The organism is Arthrobacter sp. Cr_A7 (assembly GCF_029222765.1).
Taxonomy (GTDB): domain Bacteria; phylum Actinomycetota; class Actinomycetes; order Actinomycetales; family Micrococcaceae; genus Arthrobacter.
On the sequence record NZ_JARHXQ010000226.1, the window covers coordinates 24,459 to 40,588 of the forward strand.

The 16,130-nt window shown below is 65.5% G+C and carries 17 protein-coding genes; 15 read left to right on the forward strand and 2 right to left on the reverse strand.

Annotation, left to right across the window (positions count from 1 at the left end; translation table 11 throughout):
- Positions 1-37 precede the first annotated feature (37 nt).
- Positions 38-1,246, forward strand: coding sequence for an aspartate transaminase (locus P2Q66_RS13445; RefSeq protein ID WP_275728831.1), 1,209 nt, complete (start codon positions 38-40; stop codon positions 1,244-1,246).
- A gap of 24 nt (positions 1,247-1,270) precedes the next feature.
- Positions 1,271-1,948 (forward strand): 4-carboxy-4-hydroxy-2-oxoadipate aldolase/oxaloacetate decarboxylase, encoded by a 678-nt coding sequence (locus tag P2Q66_RS13450; RefSeq protein WP_079595083.1) that lies wholly within the window; start codon positions 1,271-1,273, stop codon positions 1,946-1,948.
- A 201-nt stretch (positions 1,949-2,149) separates the two neighbouring features.
- Here P2Q66_RS13450 and P2Q66_RS13455 read toward each other — a convergent pair whose 3' ends face one another.
- Both P2Q66_RS13455 and P2Q66_RS13460 read right to left on the reverse strand, forming a co-directional pair.
- The gene (locus P2Q66_RS13455) at positions 2,150-2,380 is read right to left on the reverse strand and encodes a hypothetical protein (protein ID WP_275728833.1); all 231 of its coding nucleotides are present in this window, start codon (positions 2,378-2,380) and stop codon (positions 2,150-2,152) included.
- 132 nt (positions 2,381-2,512) lie between these two features.
- Entirely contained in the window at positions 2,513-3,433 is a 921-nt protein-coding gene (locus P2Q66_RS13460; RefSeq protein ID WP_079595081.1) for a LysR substrate-binding domain-containing protein, read from the reverse strand.
- Between the two features lie 313 nt (positions 3,434-3,746).
- Here P2Q66_RS13460 and P2Q66_RS13465 point away from each other — a divergent pair, with 313 nt between their 5' ends.
- The 13 genes from P2Q66_RS13465 (at position 3,747) to P2Q66_RS13525 (ending at position 16,113) form a co-directional block, all read left to right on the forward strand.
- Positions 3,747-4,829, forward strand: a complete 1,083-nt coding sequence (locus tag P2Q66_RS13465) for an ABC transporter substrate-binding protein (protein WP_275728837.1) — start codon at positions 3,747-3,749, stop codon at positions 4,827-4,829.
- Positions 4,830-4,878: 49 nt separating this feature from the next.
- Positions 4,879-6,006 (forward strand): ABC transporter ATP-binding protein, encoded by a 1,128-nt coding sequence (locus P2Q66_RS13470; protein WP_275728841.1) that lies wholly within the window; start codon positions 4,879-4,881, stop codon positions 6,004-6,006.
- Positions 6,003-6,926, forward strand: coding sequence for an ABC transporter permease (locus P2Q66_RS13475; protein ID WP_275728844.1), 924 nt, complete (start codon positions 6,003-6,005; stop codon positions 6,924-6,926). The genes P2Q66_RS13470 and P2Q66_RS13475 overlap by 4 nt, the downstream gene beginning before the upstream one ends.
- Positions 6,927-6,929: 3 nt before the next feature.
- Positions 6,930-7,745, forward strand: coding sequence for an ABC transporter permease (locus P2Q66_RS13480; protein ID WP_079595077.1), 816 nt, complete (start codon positions 6,930-6,932; stop codon positions 7,743-7,745).
- Between the two features lie 292 nt (positions 7,746-8,037).
- Entirely contained in the window at positions 8,038-8,826 is a 789-nt protein-coding gene (locus P2Q66_RS13485; RefSeq protein ID WP_275728846.1) for a 5-oxoprolinase subunit PxpA, read from the forward strand.
- A gap of 1 nt (position 8,827) precedes the next feature.
- On the forward strand, positions 8,828-9,559 hold the full coding sequence (locus P2Q66_RS13490; RefSeq protein WP_275728848.1) for a carboxyltransferase domain-containing protein: 732 nt from the start codon (positions 8,828-8,830) through the stop codon (positions 9,557-9,559).
- Complete coding sequence (locus tag P2Q66_RS13495) at positions 9,556-10,563, forward strand: biotin-dependent carboxyltransferase family protein (RefSeq protein WP_275728849.1); 1,008 nt, start codon at positions 9,556-9,558, stop codon at positions 10,561-10,563. The genes P2Q66_RS13490 and P2Q66_RS13495 overlap by 4 nt, the downstream gene beginning before the upstream one ends.
- Positions 10,564-10,618: 55 nt before the next feature.
- Positions 10,619-11,959, forward strand: a complete 1,341-nt coding sequence (locus tag P2Q66_RS13500; protein ID WP_079595073.1) for an MFS transporter — start codon at positions 10,619-10,621, stop codon at positions 11,957-11,959.
- Between the two features lie 50 nt (positions 11,960-12,009).
- Positions 12,010-12,759, forward strand: coding sequence for an SDR family oxidoreductase (locus P2Q66_RS13505; protein ID WP_275728852.1), 750 nt, complete (start codon positions 12,010-12,012; stop codon positions 12,757-12,759).
- A 36-nt stretch (positions 12,760-12,795) separates the two neighbouring features.
- On the forward strand, positions 12,796-13,740 hold the full coding sequence (locus tag P2Q66_RS13510; RefSeq protein WP_275728854.1) for a 2-hydroxyacid dehydrogenase: 945 nt from the start codon (positions 12,796-12,798) through the stop codon (positions 13,738-13,740).
- Entirely contained in the window at positions 13,737-14,507 is a 771-nt protein-coding gene (locus tag P2Q66_RS13515) for an SDR family oxidoreductase (protein WP_275728857.1), read from the forward strand. Before P2Q66_RS13510 ends, P2Q66_RS13515 begins: the two co-directional genes overlap by 4 nt.
- A complete protein-coding gene (locus P2Q66_RS13520; RefSeq protein ID WP_275728860.1) occupies positions 14,507-15,574 on the forward strand; it encodes an L-idonate 5-dehydrogenase in 1,068 nt (355 codons plus the stop codon). Before P2Q66_RS13515 ends, P2Q66_RS13520 begins: the two co-directional genes overlap by 1 nt.
- Positions 15,571-16,113, forward strand: a complete 543-nt coding sequence (locus tag P2Q66_RS13525) for a gluconokinase (RefSeq protein ID WP_275728862.1) — start codon at positions 15,571-15,573, stop codon at positions 16,111-16,113. Before P2Q66_RS13520 ends, P2Q66_RS13525 begins: the two co-directional genes overlap by 4 nt.
- The last annotated feature ends 17 nt before the right edge of the window (positions 16,114-16,130 follow it).

The window sequence follows — 16,130 nt, forward strand, 5'->3', positions numbered from 1 at the left end:
CGAGTACCGCTCGCTTCTGACTCTTTAGGAAGAGACCATGTCTGAATTTGTACCTGCATCGCGGGTGTCCCGCATCAAGTCTTCCGCCAGCGTGGCCGCCGCCGCCCGGGTGCGTGAGCTGAAGGCGGAAGGGCGCCGCATCCTGGACCTGACTGTCGGCGAGCCGGACTTCGACACCCCACAACACGTCAAGGCCGCCGCGGTGGAGGCCATCAACCGCGGCGACACCAAATACACGTCGGTCACTGGAACGCCTGCACTGCAGACCGCCATCCTCCAGACCCTCGAACGACGAACAGGTTTGTACTACACGCCAGCCGAGATCACCATCGGCGGCGGAGCGAAACAGGTTATCTTCACCGCGTTCATGGCTTCCCTCGACGCCGGCGACGAAGTGATTGTCCCCGCCCCCTACTGGGTTTCCTACCCGGACATGGTGCTCGCCAACGAAGGCAGGCCCGTCATCGTCCCCTGCGGCGAGGATGTCGGATTCAAGCTGACACCCGAGGCCCTTGGTGCGGCAGTGACAGGGCGGACCAAGTGGGTCATCCTGAACACGCCCTCCAACCCCACCGGCGCCGTCTACTCCCCGGCGGAACTGCGGGCACTCGCTGACGTCCTGGCAGGCTTCCCGCACGTCTACATCCTTACGGACGAAATTTACGACCAGATCTACTTCGGTGACGGCAAGCTCACCAGCCTGGTGGAGGTGGCCCCGGAACTGAAGGACCGCATCCTCGCCGTCAATGGCGTGTCCAAGGCCTACGCCATGACCGGCTGGCGGCTGGGCTACGCGGCAGGACCGGCGCCGCTCATTGCCGCCATCAACAAACTGCAGTCACAGATTTCCTCCTGCCCGTCCTCCGTGAGCCAGGCCGCCAGCGCGGCCGCGCTCACAGGTGACCAGGGCTTCGTCCGCGAAAGCGTGGAGACGTACCGCAGCCGCCGGGATACCGCCGTCGCCGGCCTGAACGCCATCGACGGTTTGTCATGTGCGACGCCGGAAGGCGCCTTCTACGCCTACGTCAACTGTGAAGGTGCCATCGGGAAGACGACGCCGGACGGCAGCGTCATCGCCGATGACCAGGACTTTGTTTTCTACCTGCTCGACCAGGCCTCCGTAGCGGTCATCCAGGGATCCGCCTACGGCCTGGGCCCCTACTTCCGCATCTCCTACGCCACCAGCCTGGACATCATCGAAGAATCCATCGCTGCCATCGATAAGGCCGTCCAGGCCCTCACCTGATCCAACCCACTGAAGGAAAACGCCATGATCCACGTCAAAACCAGTATCGACCGCCCCAGCGCCGACGCCGTCAGCCGGCTTGCGAAATTCTCGTCAGCCACCATCCACGAGGCCCAGGGACGCAAGGGTGCCCTCAGCTCCCGCATCAAGCCGATCGACAGGGCCATGTCCTTCTGCGGCCCCGCCACCACAGTCCGCTGTGCACCCAGGGACAACCTCATGCTGCAGGTGGCCATTCACTACGCACAGCCCGGCGACGTCATCCTGGCGGCAGCAGGGGAGTACGAGGAAGCCGGAACCTTCGGCGACGTCCTCGGCAACGCCATGAAAGCCAAGGGACTCGCCGGCCTGGTGACTGACTCCGGCGTCCGAGACACCCAGGACCTCATTGAGCTGGGGCTGCCCGTCTTCTCCGGGAGCGTCTCCATCAAGGGCACCGTCAAGGAAACGATTGGTCCCATCAACCACCCTGTGGTCTTCGGCGACGAGATCATCTACCCCGGCGACGTCCTCCGCGGCGACGCCGACGGCGTGGTGGTGGTCCGCAAGGACGAGATTGAGGAAGTGATCCGCCTGTCGCAGGAACGCGACGACGCCGAGCGTGAGCTCATCGGCCTTTACAAGGCCGGCGGCACCACCCTCGACCTGTGCAACCTGACGGATGTACTCAAAGCCAAGGGACTGCTGGTGGAACAGGCATAGCAGCGCCAGCAAAAGCAGCACGTGAACAGCCGCCGCAGGGATTGCCTGCGGCGGCTCTGCTGCGTGCCGTGGTTGAGCCTGCCGAAACCCCGTCGCCGGAGGGGTTTCCAGGCGCTGGTGTCCTAGGGCAGCGCAATGGCCCGGGCAGTGTCCGCGTACGCCGCGGCAGCCCGGGCCTGTAGCCCGGCAACCAAAGGGTTTTTAGCGCGCAGGAAGCGGATACTCCGGGGGGCCGAACGCGGCGTCTTCCAGATACCAGACAGTGGATCCGCCTCTGCTCGCCGGCATGATGCTGCCTTCAAAAACAAAAACGGGGTCCCCGGAACAGTCCTCGGGGCGCCAAAAGCCATTTGCAGGGCAATGGAAACCGGTTTTGGCCATCAAGCCCAGGCCTTTACCCGACGTCCTCCGGAGGGTGTTGATCTTTTTCACGGCTTCGCTCCAATTGATCCTGTAAAGATGTGACCGCCGCAATTTCCCGGCCTTGCCACAATTTTAGGATTCGGAACTCCGCATTACTAAGACGAATGATGCGTGGCCCAATAAGCGGTGGTTATGTACGAACTACCGTGCATATTTCGTGTTGAGCATTTCCTGCAGCATTTCCTTGAGGACCAGGAGAACCGCGGACGCCGCCTCGGAGAGCGGATCATGATCGGGGGTGCACAGCGCAATCTTGCACTGCAATGCCGGGTCCATGATCCGCAGGACATGGAAGTCCTCTTCGTGGAACAATGCGTCCGCCGCGGACTTGGGCATGATGGTGGCGCCCAGATCGGCCCGCAGCAGCCGCGCGAGCGACGGAACGGATTCCACTTCACCCACCAGGCGGACTTTGAGCCCCTTGCTGTTGAAGCCACCCTCCACCGCCTGGCGCAGGGTGTGGATCTGCTCCGGCAGGAAGAGTCCGTGGCGGGCCACCTCCTCAAGGGTGACCTCCCCGTTGGCGTGGTTCACGCCGGCCCTGTTCGCGTTGACCACGAAGTGCAGGTCTTCCACGATCATGGTGGTGAACTGAACGCCACGGATAGCGCCCGGCTCATAGATGAGCGCCATGTCCAGCCGGCCGTTCTTGATGGCTTCGCTGAGCACGCCGCCGTAAATTTCCGTGACATGCAGGACGATGTCCGGGTACCGGCTGGCCACCTCGCTGATAATCCTGGGCGTCAGGCTTGACGCCATGCTGTACGGGGCAATGGCAATGGAAACGCGGCCGGATGGTGCAGCGCCGGACTTGGCGACGTCCTGCCGTGCCTGGTCCACCAGGCGCAGGATGGACTGGGCATGCCGGTAGAGCGTGTGCCCGGCGGCGGTGGGCTTCACACCCTGTTTGCTGCGGATCAGCAGACGCTGTTTGAGCTCGGTTTCCAGCGCCGAAACCTGCTGGCTCAGGGCCGGCTGGGCCACGTGCAGGGCCGCCGCCGCCTTGGTGATGCTCCCCGAATCCACAATCTGGACAAAATACGCCAGCTTCCGCGTATCCATGGCCGCCTTCTCTCTTTGCGGCGTCCTGAACCCAGAAAGGTCATAACCGGATGCTATGGAGGGATACGCAACTGGTCTTTGTGTGATCCACATCTCTGACACTAGGTTGAACCCAGAACGCTATTTCACTGGCAGTACATTCTACCCCCGGGCAGAGATGCATTTTAACGATGACGTCAGACGCATTCTGCATAAAAGCGGTGTTTACCGGAATAGACGTTTTCTTTTACATTTCCGAAATATGCTCTCCATAACTTCGGAGCATTCAGGATCCGCCACCAGCACCGGATTCTTCTTGAGAAAGAGACACTAAATGCGAGCAACTTTCAAGGGCAAAATGGCGGCAATGGCCGCACTCTCCTCGGCGGTCCTGGTTCTCTCCGGCTGCGGGGGCGGCAGCGAGGCTGCCAGCAGCGGCAGCGCCACCTCGGGTGAGGTGAACCTGATCGCCTACTCAGGCGTGTGGCAGGACCAGTACACCGCAGCGGTGATCGAGCCCTTCAAGGCGAAGTACCCGGACATCAAGATCAACTACGCCTCCAAGCGGTCCTCCGCCGAGATGCTTAGCGCCCTGCAGGGCCAGAAGAACAACCCGGCCACCGACGTCGCGATCATGGACAACTCCGTCTCCACCACCGGCAACAAGCAGGGACTCTTCGAAAAGATCGATACCGACGGCGTCCCGAACCTCGCCAATGTCCAGGAAAAGTTCCGGGACAAGGAAGGGTACGGCCCTGTGGCCATGCTCGACGCCGTGGGCCTGGTCTATGACACCGCCACCTTCCCGGAGGCTCCGAAGAGCTGGAAGGTCCTCTGGGATCCGGCGTATGCCGGCAAGATCAACGTCAACGCCCCGCCCTCCCTGCTGGGCCTGTCCCTGACCGCCATCACCTCCAAGATGGAGGGCGAGGACTACACGCAAAGCATCGACTCGGCCGTGGAACGCCTCAAGGAGATGGCCCCGGGCGTGCAGACCTTCGCGCCCAACCCGGACGAATACCAGAACGTCATCACCGGCCAGACGGTCCTGGGCCTCGGCCAGAACGCCCGCGGCCAGTTCTACAGCGATCAGAGCAATAAGAAGATGGGTGTCACCTTCCCCGAGGAAGGCACCGTCTACCAGATCAACACCATCAACCTTGTGAAGGACGCTCCGCACACCGCGGCCGCCAAGACGTTCGTGGACTATGCACTGTCCGCCGAGGCGCAGACCGCATTCGCCAAGGCGCTGTTCTACGCCCCGTCCGTGACCAACGCCGAACTGCCCGCTGATGTGAAGGACCGGGTTGTGCCAACCGACGGTTCCCTGAACATCGTCCCGCTGGATGTCGAATTCCTGTCCTCGGCCCGCGACAAGTGGACCGACACCTGGAAGCGCCAGATCATCACCAAATAGCGCCTGCCGGTGCCCCTACCCAACTTTCCCTTCAGGAGAACTGAACCCCGTGACTGAATCAAAACTGTCGATCGTAGATCTGACCAAACGATATGCAGCAGGTCTGGAACCCGCCGTCGACCGCCTGAACATGGAAGTGGAGGAGGGGCACCTGGTGGCACTCCTCGGCCCGTCCGGCTGCGGAAAGACCACCACGCTCCGGATGGTGGCCGGCCTCATGGATCCCACCGCGGGCTCCATCGTGGTGGACGGCAAGGAAATCACCCACACCCCGGTCAACAAGCGGGGCATGGGAATGGTGTTCCAGTCCTACGCCCTGTTCCCCCACATGAACGTCGAGCAGAACGTGGCCTTCGGCCTGGAAATGCGCCAGGTGCCGAAAGCCGAACAAAAGGCGAGGGTTGCAGCCGCCCTGGACATGGTCCAGCTTGGCCACCTGGGCAAGCGGCAGACCAAGGAACTCTCCGGCGGCCAGCAGCAGCGCATCGCCCTGGCCCGCGCCCTCGTGGTGGAACCCACCCTGCTCCTGCTGGACGAGCCGCTGTCCAACCTGGATGCCAAACTCCGTGAAACCATGCGCACCGAGATCAGGTCCATCCAGCAGCGCACCAGGGCCACCACGCTCTTCGTCACCCACGACCAGGACGAGGCACTGGACATGGCGGACCGGATCGCTGTCATGAACGGGGGACTGATCGAGCAGTTCGGTTCCCCTACCGAGGTGTACGAGCGGCCCCGCACGCACTTCGTGGCAAACTTCATCGGCCAGGCCAACTTCCTGACCGCCCGCGTCGGTACCGAAGCCGGACGGGCCAACCTCGCCGGCGAAAGCTACTACAAGGTGGACGTCGAAGGGCTGGGCCAGTTCGGTGCCATTGGTACTGCAGGGCTCTCCGGCAGCACGCACGAACTGGTCATCCGCCCGCACCGGCTCAGTGTCTCCCTGCAGCCCAGAGCCGCGCAGGCGCCGCTGGCAGGAACCATCGAACGGGTGAGCTACACGGGTGACGCCCTGTCCGTCGCGGTCCGCGTGGGCGGACAGCAGCTGCAGGCGCAGATGCTGACCAGCAGCGGCGACCTGCCCCGGGTGGGCGATGCCGCGTATCTTTCATGGGCGCCGGACGACGCCTACATTCTCCCCACGCCTGCCGTGCCGGAGAGGGCGGCAGCGGCATGACACTCCTGCAAACTCCGGTTGCGCCGGAAAAGCGCAGCCCGGTCAGGGACGAGGGCAAGCTCGAAAGGGCGACCGCGCGGCGCAACCGGCGCACCTACCTCGCCCTGCTGCTGCCCGGCCTCCTTGGCCTGCTGGTGAGCTTCGTCTTTCCCCTGGCGTACATGGTCCGGATGTCCTTCAACCAGGGCTCCCCGGACGGCGTCATCGTTGAGACTTTCACCCTGGACACCTACATCCAGCCCCTCACCGACCCCTACTACTGGCGGGTCACGCTGGACACCTTCCAGATGGGCGTGACCGTCGGCATCCTGTGTGTCCTGGTGTCCTACCCGGTGGCCCTCTTCCTGGCCCGCAGCACCAGCAAATGGCGTGGACTGCTCATCGCCATCGCCATCGCGCCGCTGCTCACCTCGGCCGTGGTCCGCACCTATGGCTGGATGGTCATCCTTGGAACCAACGGGCTCATCAACTCCTCCCTCGACGGGCTTGGGCTGATCGACACGCCCCTGAAGCTGACCAACAACATGACCGGCGTGACCATCGGCCTGGTGGAAATCTTTATGCCCTACGCCATCCTGGCCATGATCTCCGGCTTCGGCCGGCTCAGCTCCCAGCTCGAGGAGGCCGCCGGTTCCCTGGGAGCCAGCAAGTTCAAGGTGTTCACCAGGGTCACGCTCCCGCTGTGCCTCCCCGGCCTCCTGACGGCGTTCCTGCTGGTCTTTGTCCTCTCCATCAGCACCTTCATTACCCCGCGCCTCCTGGGTGGCGGCAGCGTGCAGGTCCTGGCCACCGAGATCTACGACCAGACCACCGGCCTGCTCAACTGGCCCTTCGCCGCGGCCCTGTCCGTCATCCTGCTGGTCCTTTTCGGCCTGATCATCGCCGTCTACCAGCGCCTCACCAAAAAGATCGGAGGCTGACCCGTGAGCGACGTCAAAGTATTCAAACCGCGCTTCAACCCCGCCAAACCCGCCTTTGGGCTGCTGGTGTTCCTGCTGTACCTGTTCCTGCTGGCACCGCTGCTGATCGTCTTTGTGGTGTCCTTCGCATCCAACCAGTACCTGTCCTTCCCGCCGGAGGGGCTGACGCTGAAGTGGTACGAGATGCTGCCGCAGGAAAGCACGTTCATGGAGGGCATGAAGGTCAGCCTGATCGTGGCCGTCATCGTCACGCTCATCGTTTTGGCCCTGGGCGTGCCCGCGGCGCTGGCCCTGGACCGGTTCGATTTCAAAGCCAAGGCAGCCGTCCAGTCGTTCTTCCTTTCGCCGCTGCTGATCCCCAGCATCGTGCTGGCCCTGGGCATGGTCCTGCTCTTCGGGCCGCTGGAGCTGAACAACACCTACGCGGGCATCATCATCGGCCACGTGGCCATCACCATCCCGTTCGTCATTCGGACCACGCTGATGAGCCTGGCAACGACTGACACGTCCTGCGAGGCGGCCGCCCGCATCCTGGGCGCAGGCTCGTGGACCGTGTTCCGGCGCGTCACCCTGCCCATCATCCAGCCGGGTGTCATCGCCGGGGGCGTCATTGCCTTCATCGTCTCTTTCGACGAAGCGGTCATTTCGCTGTTCGTGGCTGAATCAGGACTGCCCACCCTGCCCGTGCAGGTGCTGCGGTACGTGGAGAACTCAGCGGATGCCGCCGTCGCCGCCCTGTCCGTGATCCTGATCCTGATCTCCCTCGCCGTGGTGGTGGTCGTCGAGCGGGTCATGGGGCTGCGCAAAGCCCTCCGCTGACGCTCACGCCAGCCGCGCCACCTTCCTGAGCACGAAAGCGCCTGCCCGGTCCGCAACAGCGGGCCGGGCAGGACGCCGTGCAGGGCAGGCGTGGGTCATAACCGGCACCTATCCCGTGACACCTATTACGTCTTTGTGTGATCAAAGTCCCGGTGTCAGACTTTTTCTACAAGCCCGGTAATCCGGGCCACGGGACCAGGCCCCACCGGCCGGTCCACCCACTTCCGCTTCCGGCAGCCGCCGCTGTTCCCCTGGCCAGCGCTGCGCCAACACCCCACAAAGGAGGGCTCACATGGGACCCACAGTTGATCTCGTAGCAGATCTCGGAGAAGGCTTCGGCGCCTACTCGATGGGCGACGACGCGGCCCTGCTCGAAGTGGTGTCCAGCGCCAACATTGCCTGCGGCTTCCACGCGGGCGACCCGGACATCATGAACGCCACGGTCGCCGAATGCGTGCGCCGCGGCGTCAGCATCGGGGCCCACCCGAGCTTCCCGGACCTGCGCGGTTTCGGCCGCCGCGCAATGGACCTCACCGCAGATGAAGTCCGCAACGACGTCCTGTACCAGTTCGGCGCCTTAAGCGCCTTCGCCGCCTACCACGGGGCCGGCGTCGTCCACCTTGCACCGCACGGGCGCCTGGGCAACCTCGTGGCCACCCGGGCGGATTACGCAGAAGCCGTGGCTGACGCCGCCGCCCGCATCAACCCGGACCTCATCGTTTTGGCCCAGGACGGCGAGCTCGCTGACGCCGCTGCAGCCCGGAACCTCCCGCTGGGCATCGTGGGCATCGTGGACCGCGCCTACGAGGCGGACGGCACGCTGGTACCCCGCAGCCGCCCTGGCGCCGTCATCCACGATCCCGCGGCCATCGTGGCCCGCACCATCCGGATGGTCTGCGAAGGAGTCATCGACACCGTCGCCGGAACGGACCTGCCAATTGTCGCCGACACCATCCTGCTCCACGGGGACACACCGGGTGCCGTCCAGCTGGCCCGCCAGGTCCGTACTGAACTGGAACGCGCCGGCGTGACCATCGCACCGCTCACCCAGGTCCTGGCCTCAAAAGTGAAAGCCGCCTGACATGACCACCACCCCAACTCCAGCACTGCCTCCGGTGCAGGTCTTCGAATCCGGGGACGCCGCGCTGCGCGTGGTTGCATCCTCCCCGGACAGGGAAGCCAACTGGGCCACCGTCCACGCCCTTGCCGAATGGCTGGACGCTGCCGGGCCTGACGGCGTCCACGGCGCAGTGCCCACCTACGACTCGCTGCTCGTGGAATTCGATCCCGGCGTCACCTCCGCACGCCAGGTCCGGGCCTTTGTCCTGCTGGGCCTGCGGCAGCTCGAATTCACCGGCGCCCCCGCCCGGACACCCCGGGAATTCAGCGTCCCGGTGGTGTACGGCGGCGAGTACGGCCCCGACCTGGAGCGGGTTGCCGAGCAGCAGCAGCTGTCCGTCGAGGAGATCATCGGGCTGCACACCGCCAAGTCCTATGTGATCCGCTGCCTGGGCGCGCCTGCCGGTTCACCCATGATGGACGGCCCCGATTTCCCGCTGGCCGTCCCGCGGCTGAAGGATCCCCGGCTGTCCGTGCCGGCAGGTGCCGTATCGGTGGCCGGGCGGCAGGCAGTGATCGCCCCGGCGGCGGCGCCCGGGGGCTGGTGCGTCATCGGCCAGACCCCGCTCACCGTCGTCGACGGCCAAGCCGAGCCGCTGGTTCCCTACGTCCCGGGCGACACCCTGCGCTTCCACCGGATCCAGCCCGAAGAATTCGCCACCTACGTCGGCCGCAAACTGGAGGCAGCGCGATGAGCCTGATCATCCAGCAGCCCGGCAACTCCGTGGTCACCGACCTGGGACGCTTCCGCGGCCCCCGGTTCGGGCTGCCCGTCAACGGCGCGCTGGACCAGTTCTCGGCCCGGGCCGCCAACATCCTCGCAGGCAACGAAGACAACGCCCCGCTGCTGGAGATCACCGCGCTGGACTTCCGGATGCGCGCCACCACGGACATCCTGATCGCCGTCACCGGAGCACCCCTCCACCTCACAGTCGGCGGCCGGGAATGCCAGCAGTGGGAACCCGTATCCGTTCGGGCGGGGGAGACGGTGGCACTGCGCCGGATGGACGGCGGCCTGCGTGCCTACGTTGCGGTCCACGGCTCCGTGGAGGCGCCGGTCCTCCTCGGCAGCTGCGCGCCGGATACCGTGGTCAAATTCGGCCTGCGGCTTGCCGAAGGCACCGAGCTGAAGACCAACCGCAGCGTCCCGCCCATCCGCCAGCCGTACTTCGACCTTCCCCTGTTCCGGCTGGGCCTGACCCGGCCGGAATTTCACAGCACCGCGGTGGTGGAGGTGACGGACGGCCCGGATGTGGACGAGTTCGGCGATACCGCTGACCTGCTCTACAGCACCGAGTACACGGTCAGCGGCCGCAGCAACCACATCGGCCTGCGGCTGGGCGGAGCACTTCCGGAGCGCCAGTCCACCATGGAGGTGTTGTCCCGTGGCGTGCCGGTGGGAGCCATCGAGGTGCCGTCCCGGGAAGAACTCCTGGTGCTGCACCGCGGGCGCGGCGTCACCGCCGGCTACCCCGTCCTGGCCGTGGTCACCAGCCGCTCCCTGGACGTCCTAGCCCAGGCCCGGCCGGGCCACAAAATCAGGTTCCGCAGGACCACCGTCCCGGAAGCGACAGCGAAACACCGGGCAGCGCTGAGGGAACTGGAAACACTCCGTTCCACTATCGCCACAGTGTTCCCGCTCCTCGGCATCGGCAACCAGCCGGGCCATCCACCGCTCGCGCCGGCAGCCGGAATCTGACCGGTCTCGCCTCAGCCCCAAAGCATTGTTACCATCCCCTTAAGTAAGGAAAGCCATGTCCACCTCTACGCACGCGGCCCAGCCGCATCAAGAGCGGCTCAGCAGCAAGCAGACCCGCAAGGTTGTCACGGCCGGCTGCGTCGGCATTTTTGTGGAGCTCTATGACAACGGCATCTTCGCCTTCATGGCCGGAACGCTCGCCCTTGTTTTCCTGGCACCCGGAAACCCGGACAACGCCCTGCTCTTCGTTTTCGCCGGCTACGCCGTGTCCTTCTTCGTCCGCCCCCTCGGCGCCGTCGTCTGCGGCTACCTGGGCGACCGGATCGGGCGGCAAAAGCTGCTGGTCTTTGTCATTCTGCTGATCAGTGTGGCCACCGCAGGCATCGGACTGTTGCCTCCTTACGCGGCCATCGGCGTCGCGGCCCCCATCCTGCTGGTGCTGCTGCGCATGCTGCAGGGCTTCTCCGTTGGCGGCGAAGCCGCCGGTGCCATGACCTTCCTCGCCGAGCACGCACCCGAAGGCAAGCGCGGCGTCATCACCTCCTACGCCCAGATCGCCTCCTTCGCAGCACTCCTCACCGGCACCCTGGTTGCCTACTCCATGTCCCCGTGGCTCACCCAAGCCGCGATCGACGGCGGCGGGTTCGGCGCGTTCGCCTGGCGCATCCCGTTCCTGGTGGCCATCCCCATGGGCGTCATCGGCTGGTACATCCGCAAGGCGATCAGCGACACCCCCAACTTTGAAAAGCTCAAGGAAGAAGGCGGGCTCTCTGCCAACCCGCTCAAGGAAGCCTTCGCCTCCGCCGAACACCGCCGCGCCATGCTGCTGGCCCTCTTCATCCCGCTGATGAACGGCTCCGGCTACTACGTCCTGTTCTCCTACATGCCCACCTTCCTGAAGGGCAAGCAGCTCAACTTCACCATCGGCGAAGCCCTCCTCGTCACCGCCTGCAGCCTGGTGGTCATCTGCATCGCCATCCCCTTCATGGGCGCCCTCTCGGACCGCGTGGGCCGGAAGAAGGTCATCGCCGGCTCCGCCATCGCCATGGCCGTCCTCGGCATCCCGTCCTACGCACTCATCGCCACCGGCGAGATGGCATTTGCCATCCTGGGCGCCAGTATCATGGCCGTGGTCTTCGCAGGGCACACGGCAGTAATCCACATCCTGATCGTGGAACTCTTCCCCACCCGCGTCCGCTACTCCGCCTACGGCCTGGGCTACAACATCTCGTCCGCACTCTTCGGCGGCACCGCGCCGCTGCTGATGACCTGGCTGATCTCGTCCACCGGCAACATCTACATGCCCGCCTTCTACGCCGTAATTACCGCACTGGGCACCCTTGCCGCTGTCAGCACGGTCAAGGACCGGGCGCACCAGCCCCTCCGCGACGCCTAACTTCCACTTCACCGAGCAGCAGCACTGCGCTGCACCACAGGAGATTTCCCATGACTTTTTCCGATTACTCAACTGCCGTCGTCACCGGGGCATCCACCGGGATGGGCGCTGCCATCGCCGAACGCCTGGCCAAGCGCGGGCTTACCGTCCATGCGCTGGCCCGCAACGAGGACCGCCTCAAGGAACTCGCCGACAAGACCGGGGCGCTGCCCCACGTCGTGGACTTGACGGACACCGCGGCGCTGACCGCCGCCGTCGGAGGCCTGGAAGTGGATGTCCTGGTGAACTGCGCCGGCGTCTCCCGGCCCGGCAACATCCTGGACTCCAGCGAGAGCGACATCGACGAACTCGTGGACGTCAACCTCCGCGGCCTGCTCCAGCTGACCAGGCTGGTCCTGCCCGGCATGGTGGAGCGCGACCTGGGGCACGTCATCAACGTCAGCTCGATCGCCGGCACCTACAACTTCTACGGCCACACGGTCTACCACGCCACCAAGGCCGCCGTGCACCAGATCTCCCGCCAGCTCCGCAACGACACCGTGGGCAAGCGCATCCGCGTCACCGAGATCTGCCCCGGACGGGTGGAAACCGAGATCTTCGGCCGCAACATGGGCGGCACGCCCGAAGCGATGGAGGAGGCGTGGAAGACCTACTACGAGGGCTACGAGTCGCTCACCACCGATGACATCGTTAACGCCATGGATTACGCCATCGAAACACCCCGGCACGTGAATGTTGGCATGCTGGAACTCATGCCCACCTTCCAGGTCCCCGGCGGGCTCACCTTCGACCGCCGTTAGACCGAGCCCCCACCAGCCCGATTGATAGGTTTCCCAATGCAAACAGTCCGTACAGTCAGCTTTCCCGACCGGCAGCTCCTCGACGACCTCTCGCCCCTTCCCGAAGGGTTGCGGGGAGTGGTGTGGGACCTGGAGTCGGATCCCGACGGCGGGACACTGGCTGAGATCGACGGCGTCATCCTCCCGTACATCAATGCCGGCGCCGTGTTGGGTTCCCTTGCCAAGGTTGAGTCGCTGAAGTTCGTCCAGACACAGTCCACTGGGTACGACGGTGTCATTGAGGCGGCCGGCCCGGCGGCAGGCGTCGCAAACGCCTCCGGTGTTCATGCGGCTGCGACGGCGGAACTTGCCATCGGGCTGATCCTGGCGAAGCTGCGCGGCATCGACCAGGCGGTCCGGGACCAGCAGTACGGCCTCTGGCGGCCCGAGCGGCGCCAGTCCCTCGCGGACCGGCGGGTGCTCCTGGTAGGCGTCGGTGGGATCGGGCATGAGATCGCCCGCCGCCTGGAGCCCTTCGAAGTCGCCGTCACCCGTGTGGGCAGCTCGGCCCGCACCGATGAGCACGGCGAGGTGCACGCATCTTCGGAACTGACCGCGCTCGCGGCGAGCCACGACATCCTGGTGTCAGTGCTGCCCCTGAATGAGCACACCCATCAGCTGATCGGCGAAGAGGTCCTGGCGGCCCTCCCGGACGGCGCCCTGGTGGTCAACGTGGGCCGCGGCTCCGTGGTGGACACCGCTGCGCTGACCAAGGAAGTCCTGTCCGGACGCCTGCAGTGCGCCATCGACGTCGTCGACCCGGAGCCGCTGCCGCAGGACCACCCGCTGTGGTCCACCACCAACGCCCTGATCACGCCGCACGTGGGCGGCAACGCATCGGCGTTCCAGCCCCGGATCCTGAAGCTCCTCCGGAAGCAGCTTGAAGCCCTGGCCGCCGGCCAGGCGCCGGCCAACCTGGTGCAGGCAGGACCCTTCGCATGAGTTCATTGTTCGATTTGACCGGCCGCGTTGCGCTGGTGACCGGTTCGAGCCGGGGGATCGGCAACGCGCTGGCCCGGGCACTGGCCGACGCCGGCGCAACAGTTGTGCTGAACGGTGTCAACGAGGAGCGGCTCAAGGATGCCGCTGCGGCCATGGCTGGCGACTTCGCACCTGGGCGCGTCCACAGTATCGCCTTTGACGTAACAAGCGACGCCGAGGCGGCGCGCGGCATTGCCTGGGTGGAAGAGCACGTGGGCCCGCTGGAGATCCTGGTGAACAACGCGGGCATCCAGCACCGGGTACCGATGCTGGACCTGGACGTGAAGGACTGGGAACGGGTCATCTCCACGGACCTGACCAGTGCCTTCCTGGTGGGCCGCGAGGCGGCGCGGTTCATGATCCCGCGCGGCCACGGCAAGATCATCAACATCTGCTCCGTGCAGACTGACCTGGCCCGGCCCACCATCGCCCCGTACATCGCGGCGAAGGGCGGACTGCGGAACCTCACCCGTGCCATGACCGCCGAGTGGGCGGCATCCGGGCTGCAGATCAACGGGGTCGCGCCGGGCTACATCCATACCGAGATGACCCAGAACCTGGTGGACGACGAGCAGTTCAACTCCTGGATCCTGGGCCGCACCCCGGCCAACCGCTGGGGGACTGTCCAGGATCTGGCCGGGCCCGCAGTCTGGCTGGCGTCCAGCGGTTCGGACTTCGTCAATGGACAAACGATATTTATCGACGGCGGAATGACGGTGGTGGTCTGATGGCTCTTGATACCTCCCTCGCTGTTACAGGTCCGGCGGTTGTCGCCCACGCAGCCGGTGACCTCCGAGTCGACGAACTCACCCTCGCCTCTCCCGCTCCGGAAGAGGCCGTCGTCGAGGTGCACTACGGTGGCATCTGCGGATCCGATCTGCACTACTGGCTCCACGGCGCCGCCGGCGAATCGATCCTGAAGGCGCCGCTGGTGCTGGGGCACGAGATTTCCGGCACCGTGGTCCGTGCCGCCGCGGACGGGACCGGTCCCGCCGTCGGGACCCCCGTGGCGGTCCATCCGGCCACTCCCGGCCCCGGTGCTGCGCGGTATCCGGCGGACCGGCCCAACCTTTCTCCGGGCTGCACCTACCTGGGCAGCGCTGCACGCTACCCGCACAAGGACGGCGCCTTTAGCCGGTACATGAACCTCCCGACCCGGATGCTCCGGACGCTGCCGGACAGCATTGACCTGCGTACCGCGGCGCTGATCGAACCCGCCTCCGTGGCATGGCACGCCGTGGGCAGGGCCGGCGACGTTGCCGGGAAGACGGCCCTGGTGATTGGCAGCGGCCCCATCGGCGCACTTGTGGTCGCCGTCCTGAAACGCGCCGGCGCGAGCCGGATCACCGCCGTCGACATGCATGACAAGCCGCTGGAAATCGCCACAGCCGTGGGAGCGGACCACGTTATTACCGCCGGAGATGCTGACGCTATCGCCGCCGTTGAGGCCGACGTCGTGATCGAATCCTCCGGCAACCACTACGGCCTGGCCTCTGCCATCCAGGGCGCCGCCCGCGGCGGCACCGTGGTCATGGTGGGGCTGCTGCCAACCGGCCCGCAGCCGGTGCTGATTTCCCTGGCCATCACGCGGGAGCTTGAGCTGAAGGGTTCGTTCCGGTTCAACGATGAGATCGACGACGTCATCGCGGCCCTCGCGGACGGCTCGCTGCAGATCGGCCCCGTCATCACTCACGATTATCCGGTGGAGCAGGCGCTTGAGGCTTTTGGTGTGGCCCGCAACTCGGCGGAGTCGGGAAAGGTGCTCCTGAGCTTCGGCGCAGGAAGTGCCTCGTGACGGTGCTGCCGCCGCTGGTGGTGATGGGTGTTTCCGGATGTGGGAAGTCGACGGTCGGATCCCTGCTGGGGGAGCGGCTCGGCGTTCCCTTCTTCGACGGCGACGACTTCCACCCCGCCGCCAACAAGGCCAAGATGGCCGGCGGGGTGCCCCTGAACGATGAAGACCGGGCGCCGTGGCTCGCCGAAATCGGTGCCGCACTGGCCAACCCGCCCGGCGGAGCGGACTCCTGCATCATCGCGTGCTCCGCGCTCAAGCGCAGCTACCGCGACCTGCTGCGGAGCTTCGCGCCTGACATGGTGTTCATTCACCTCGCAGGCGACTCAGCCACCATCTCGGACCGGCTCGGCAGCAGGGTGCACGAGTACATGCCTGGCAGCCTGCTCGCCTCCCAGCTGGCCACGCTGGAACCACTGGAATCTGACGAGGCCCATATCGCCGTCGACATCGTGGATGACCCGGCGTCGCTGGTGGACCGGATCGTTCAGGAACTGGAAGTAGCTCGGGCCGAGCGCGCCGGTGCCGGCCGCCAGGAGTAGCGCCAGGTTCAATCACT

Excerpts from the sequence above, each read along its gene's own strand:
- P2Q66_RS13445 (WP_275728831.1), top strand. The coding sequence starts at position 38 with ATGTCTGAATTTGTACCTGCATCGCGGGTGTCCCGCATCAAGTCTTCC.
- P2Q66_RS13450 (WP_079595083.1), top strand. The coding sequence starts at position 1,271 with ATGATCCACGTCAAAACCAGTATCGACCGCCCCAGCGCCGACGCCGTC.
- P2Q66_RS13460 (WP_079595081.1), bottom strand. The coding sequence starts at position 3,433 with ATGGATACGCGGAAGCTGGCGTATTTTGTCCAGATTGTGGATTCGGGG.
- P2Q66_RS13465 (WP_275728837.1), top strand. The coding sequence starts at position 3,747 with ATGCGAGCAACTTTCAAGGGCAAAATGGCGGCAATGGCCGCACTCTCC.
- P2Q66_RS13475 (WP_275728844.1), top strand. The coding sequence starts at position 6,003 with ATGACACTCCTGCAAACTCCGGTTGCGCCGGAAAAGCGCAGCCCGGTC.
- P2Q66_RS13485 (WP_275728846.1), top strand. The coding sequence starts at position 8,038 with ATGGGACCCACAGTTGATCTCGTAGCAGATCTCGGAGAAGGCTTCGGC.
- P2Q66_RS13490 (WP_275728848.1), top strand. The coding sequence starts at position 8,828 with ATGACCACCACCCCAACTCCAGCACTGCCTCCGGTGCAGGTCTTCGAA.
- P2Q66_RS13495 (WP_275728849.1), top strand. The coding sequence starts at position 9,556 with ATGAGCCTGATCATCCAGCAGCCCGGCAACTCCGTGGTCACCGACCTG.
- P2Q66_RS13500 (WP_079595073.1), top strand. The coding sequence starts at position 10,619 with ATGTCCACCTCTACGCACGCGGCCCAGCCGCATCAAGAGCGGCTCAGC.
- P2Q66_RS13505 (WP_275728852.1), top strand. The coding sequence starts at position 12,010 with ATGACTTTTTCCGATTACTCAACTGCCGTCGTCACCGGGGCATCCACC.
- P2Q66_RS13510 (WP_275728854.1), top strand. The coding sequence starts at position 12,796 with ATGCAAACAGTCCGTACAGTCAGCTTTCCCGACCGGCAGCTCCTCGAC.
- P2Q66_RS13515 (WP_275728857.1), top strand. The coding sequence starts at position 13,737 with ATGAGTTCATTGTTCGATTTGACCGGCCGCGTTGCGCTGGTGACCGGT.
- P2Q66_RS13520 (WP_275728860.1), top strand. The coding sequence starts at position 14,507 with ATGGCTCTTGATACCTCCCTCGCTGTTACAGGTCCGGCGGTTGTCGCC.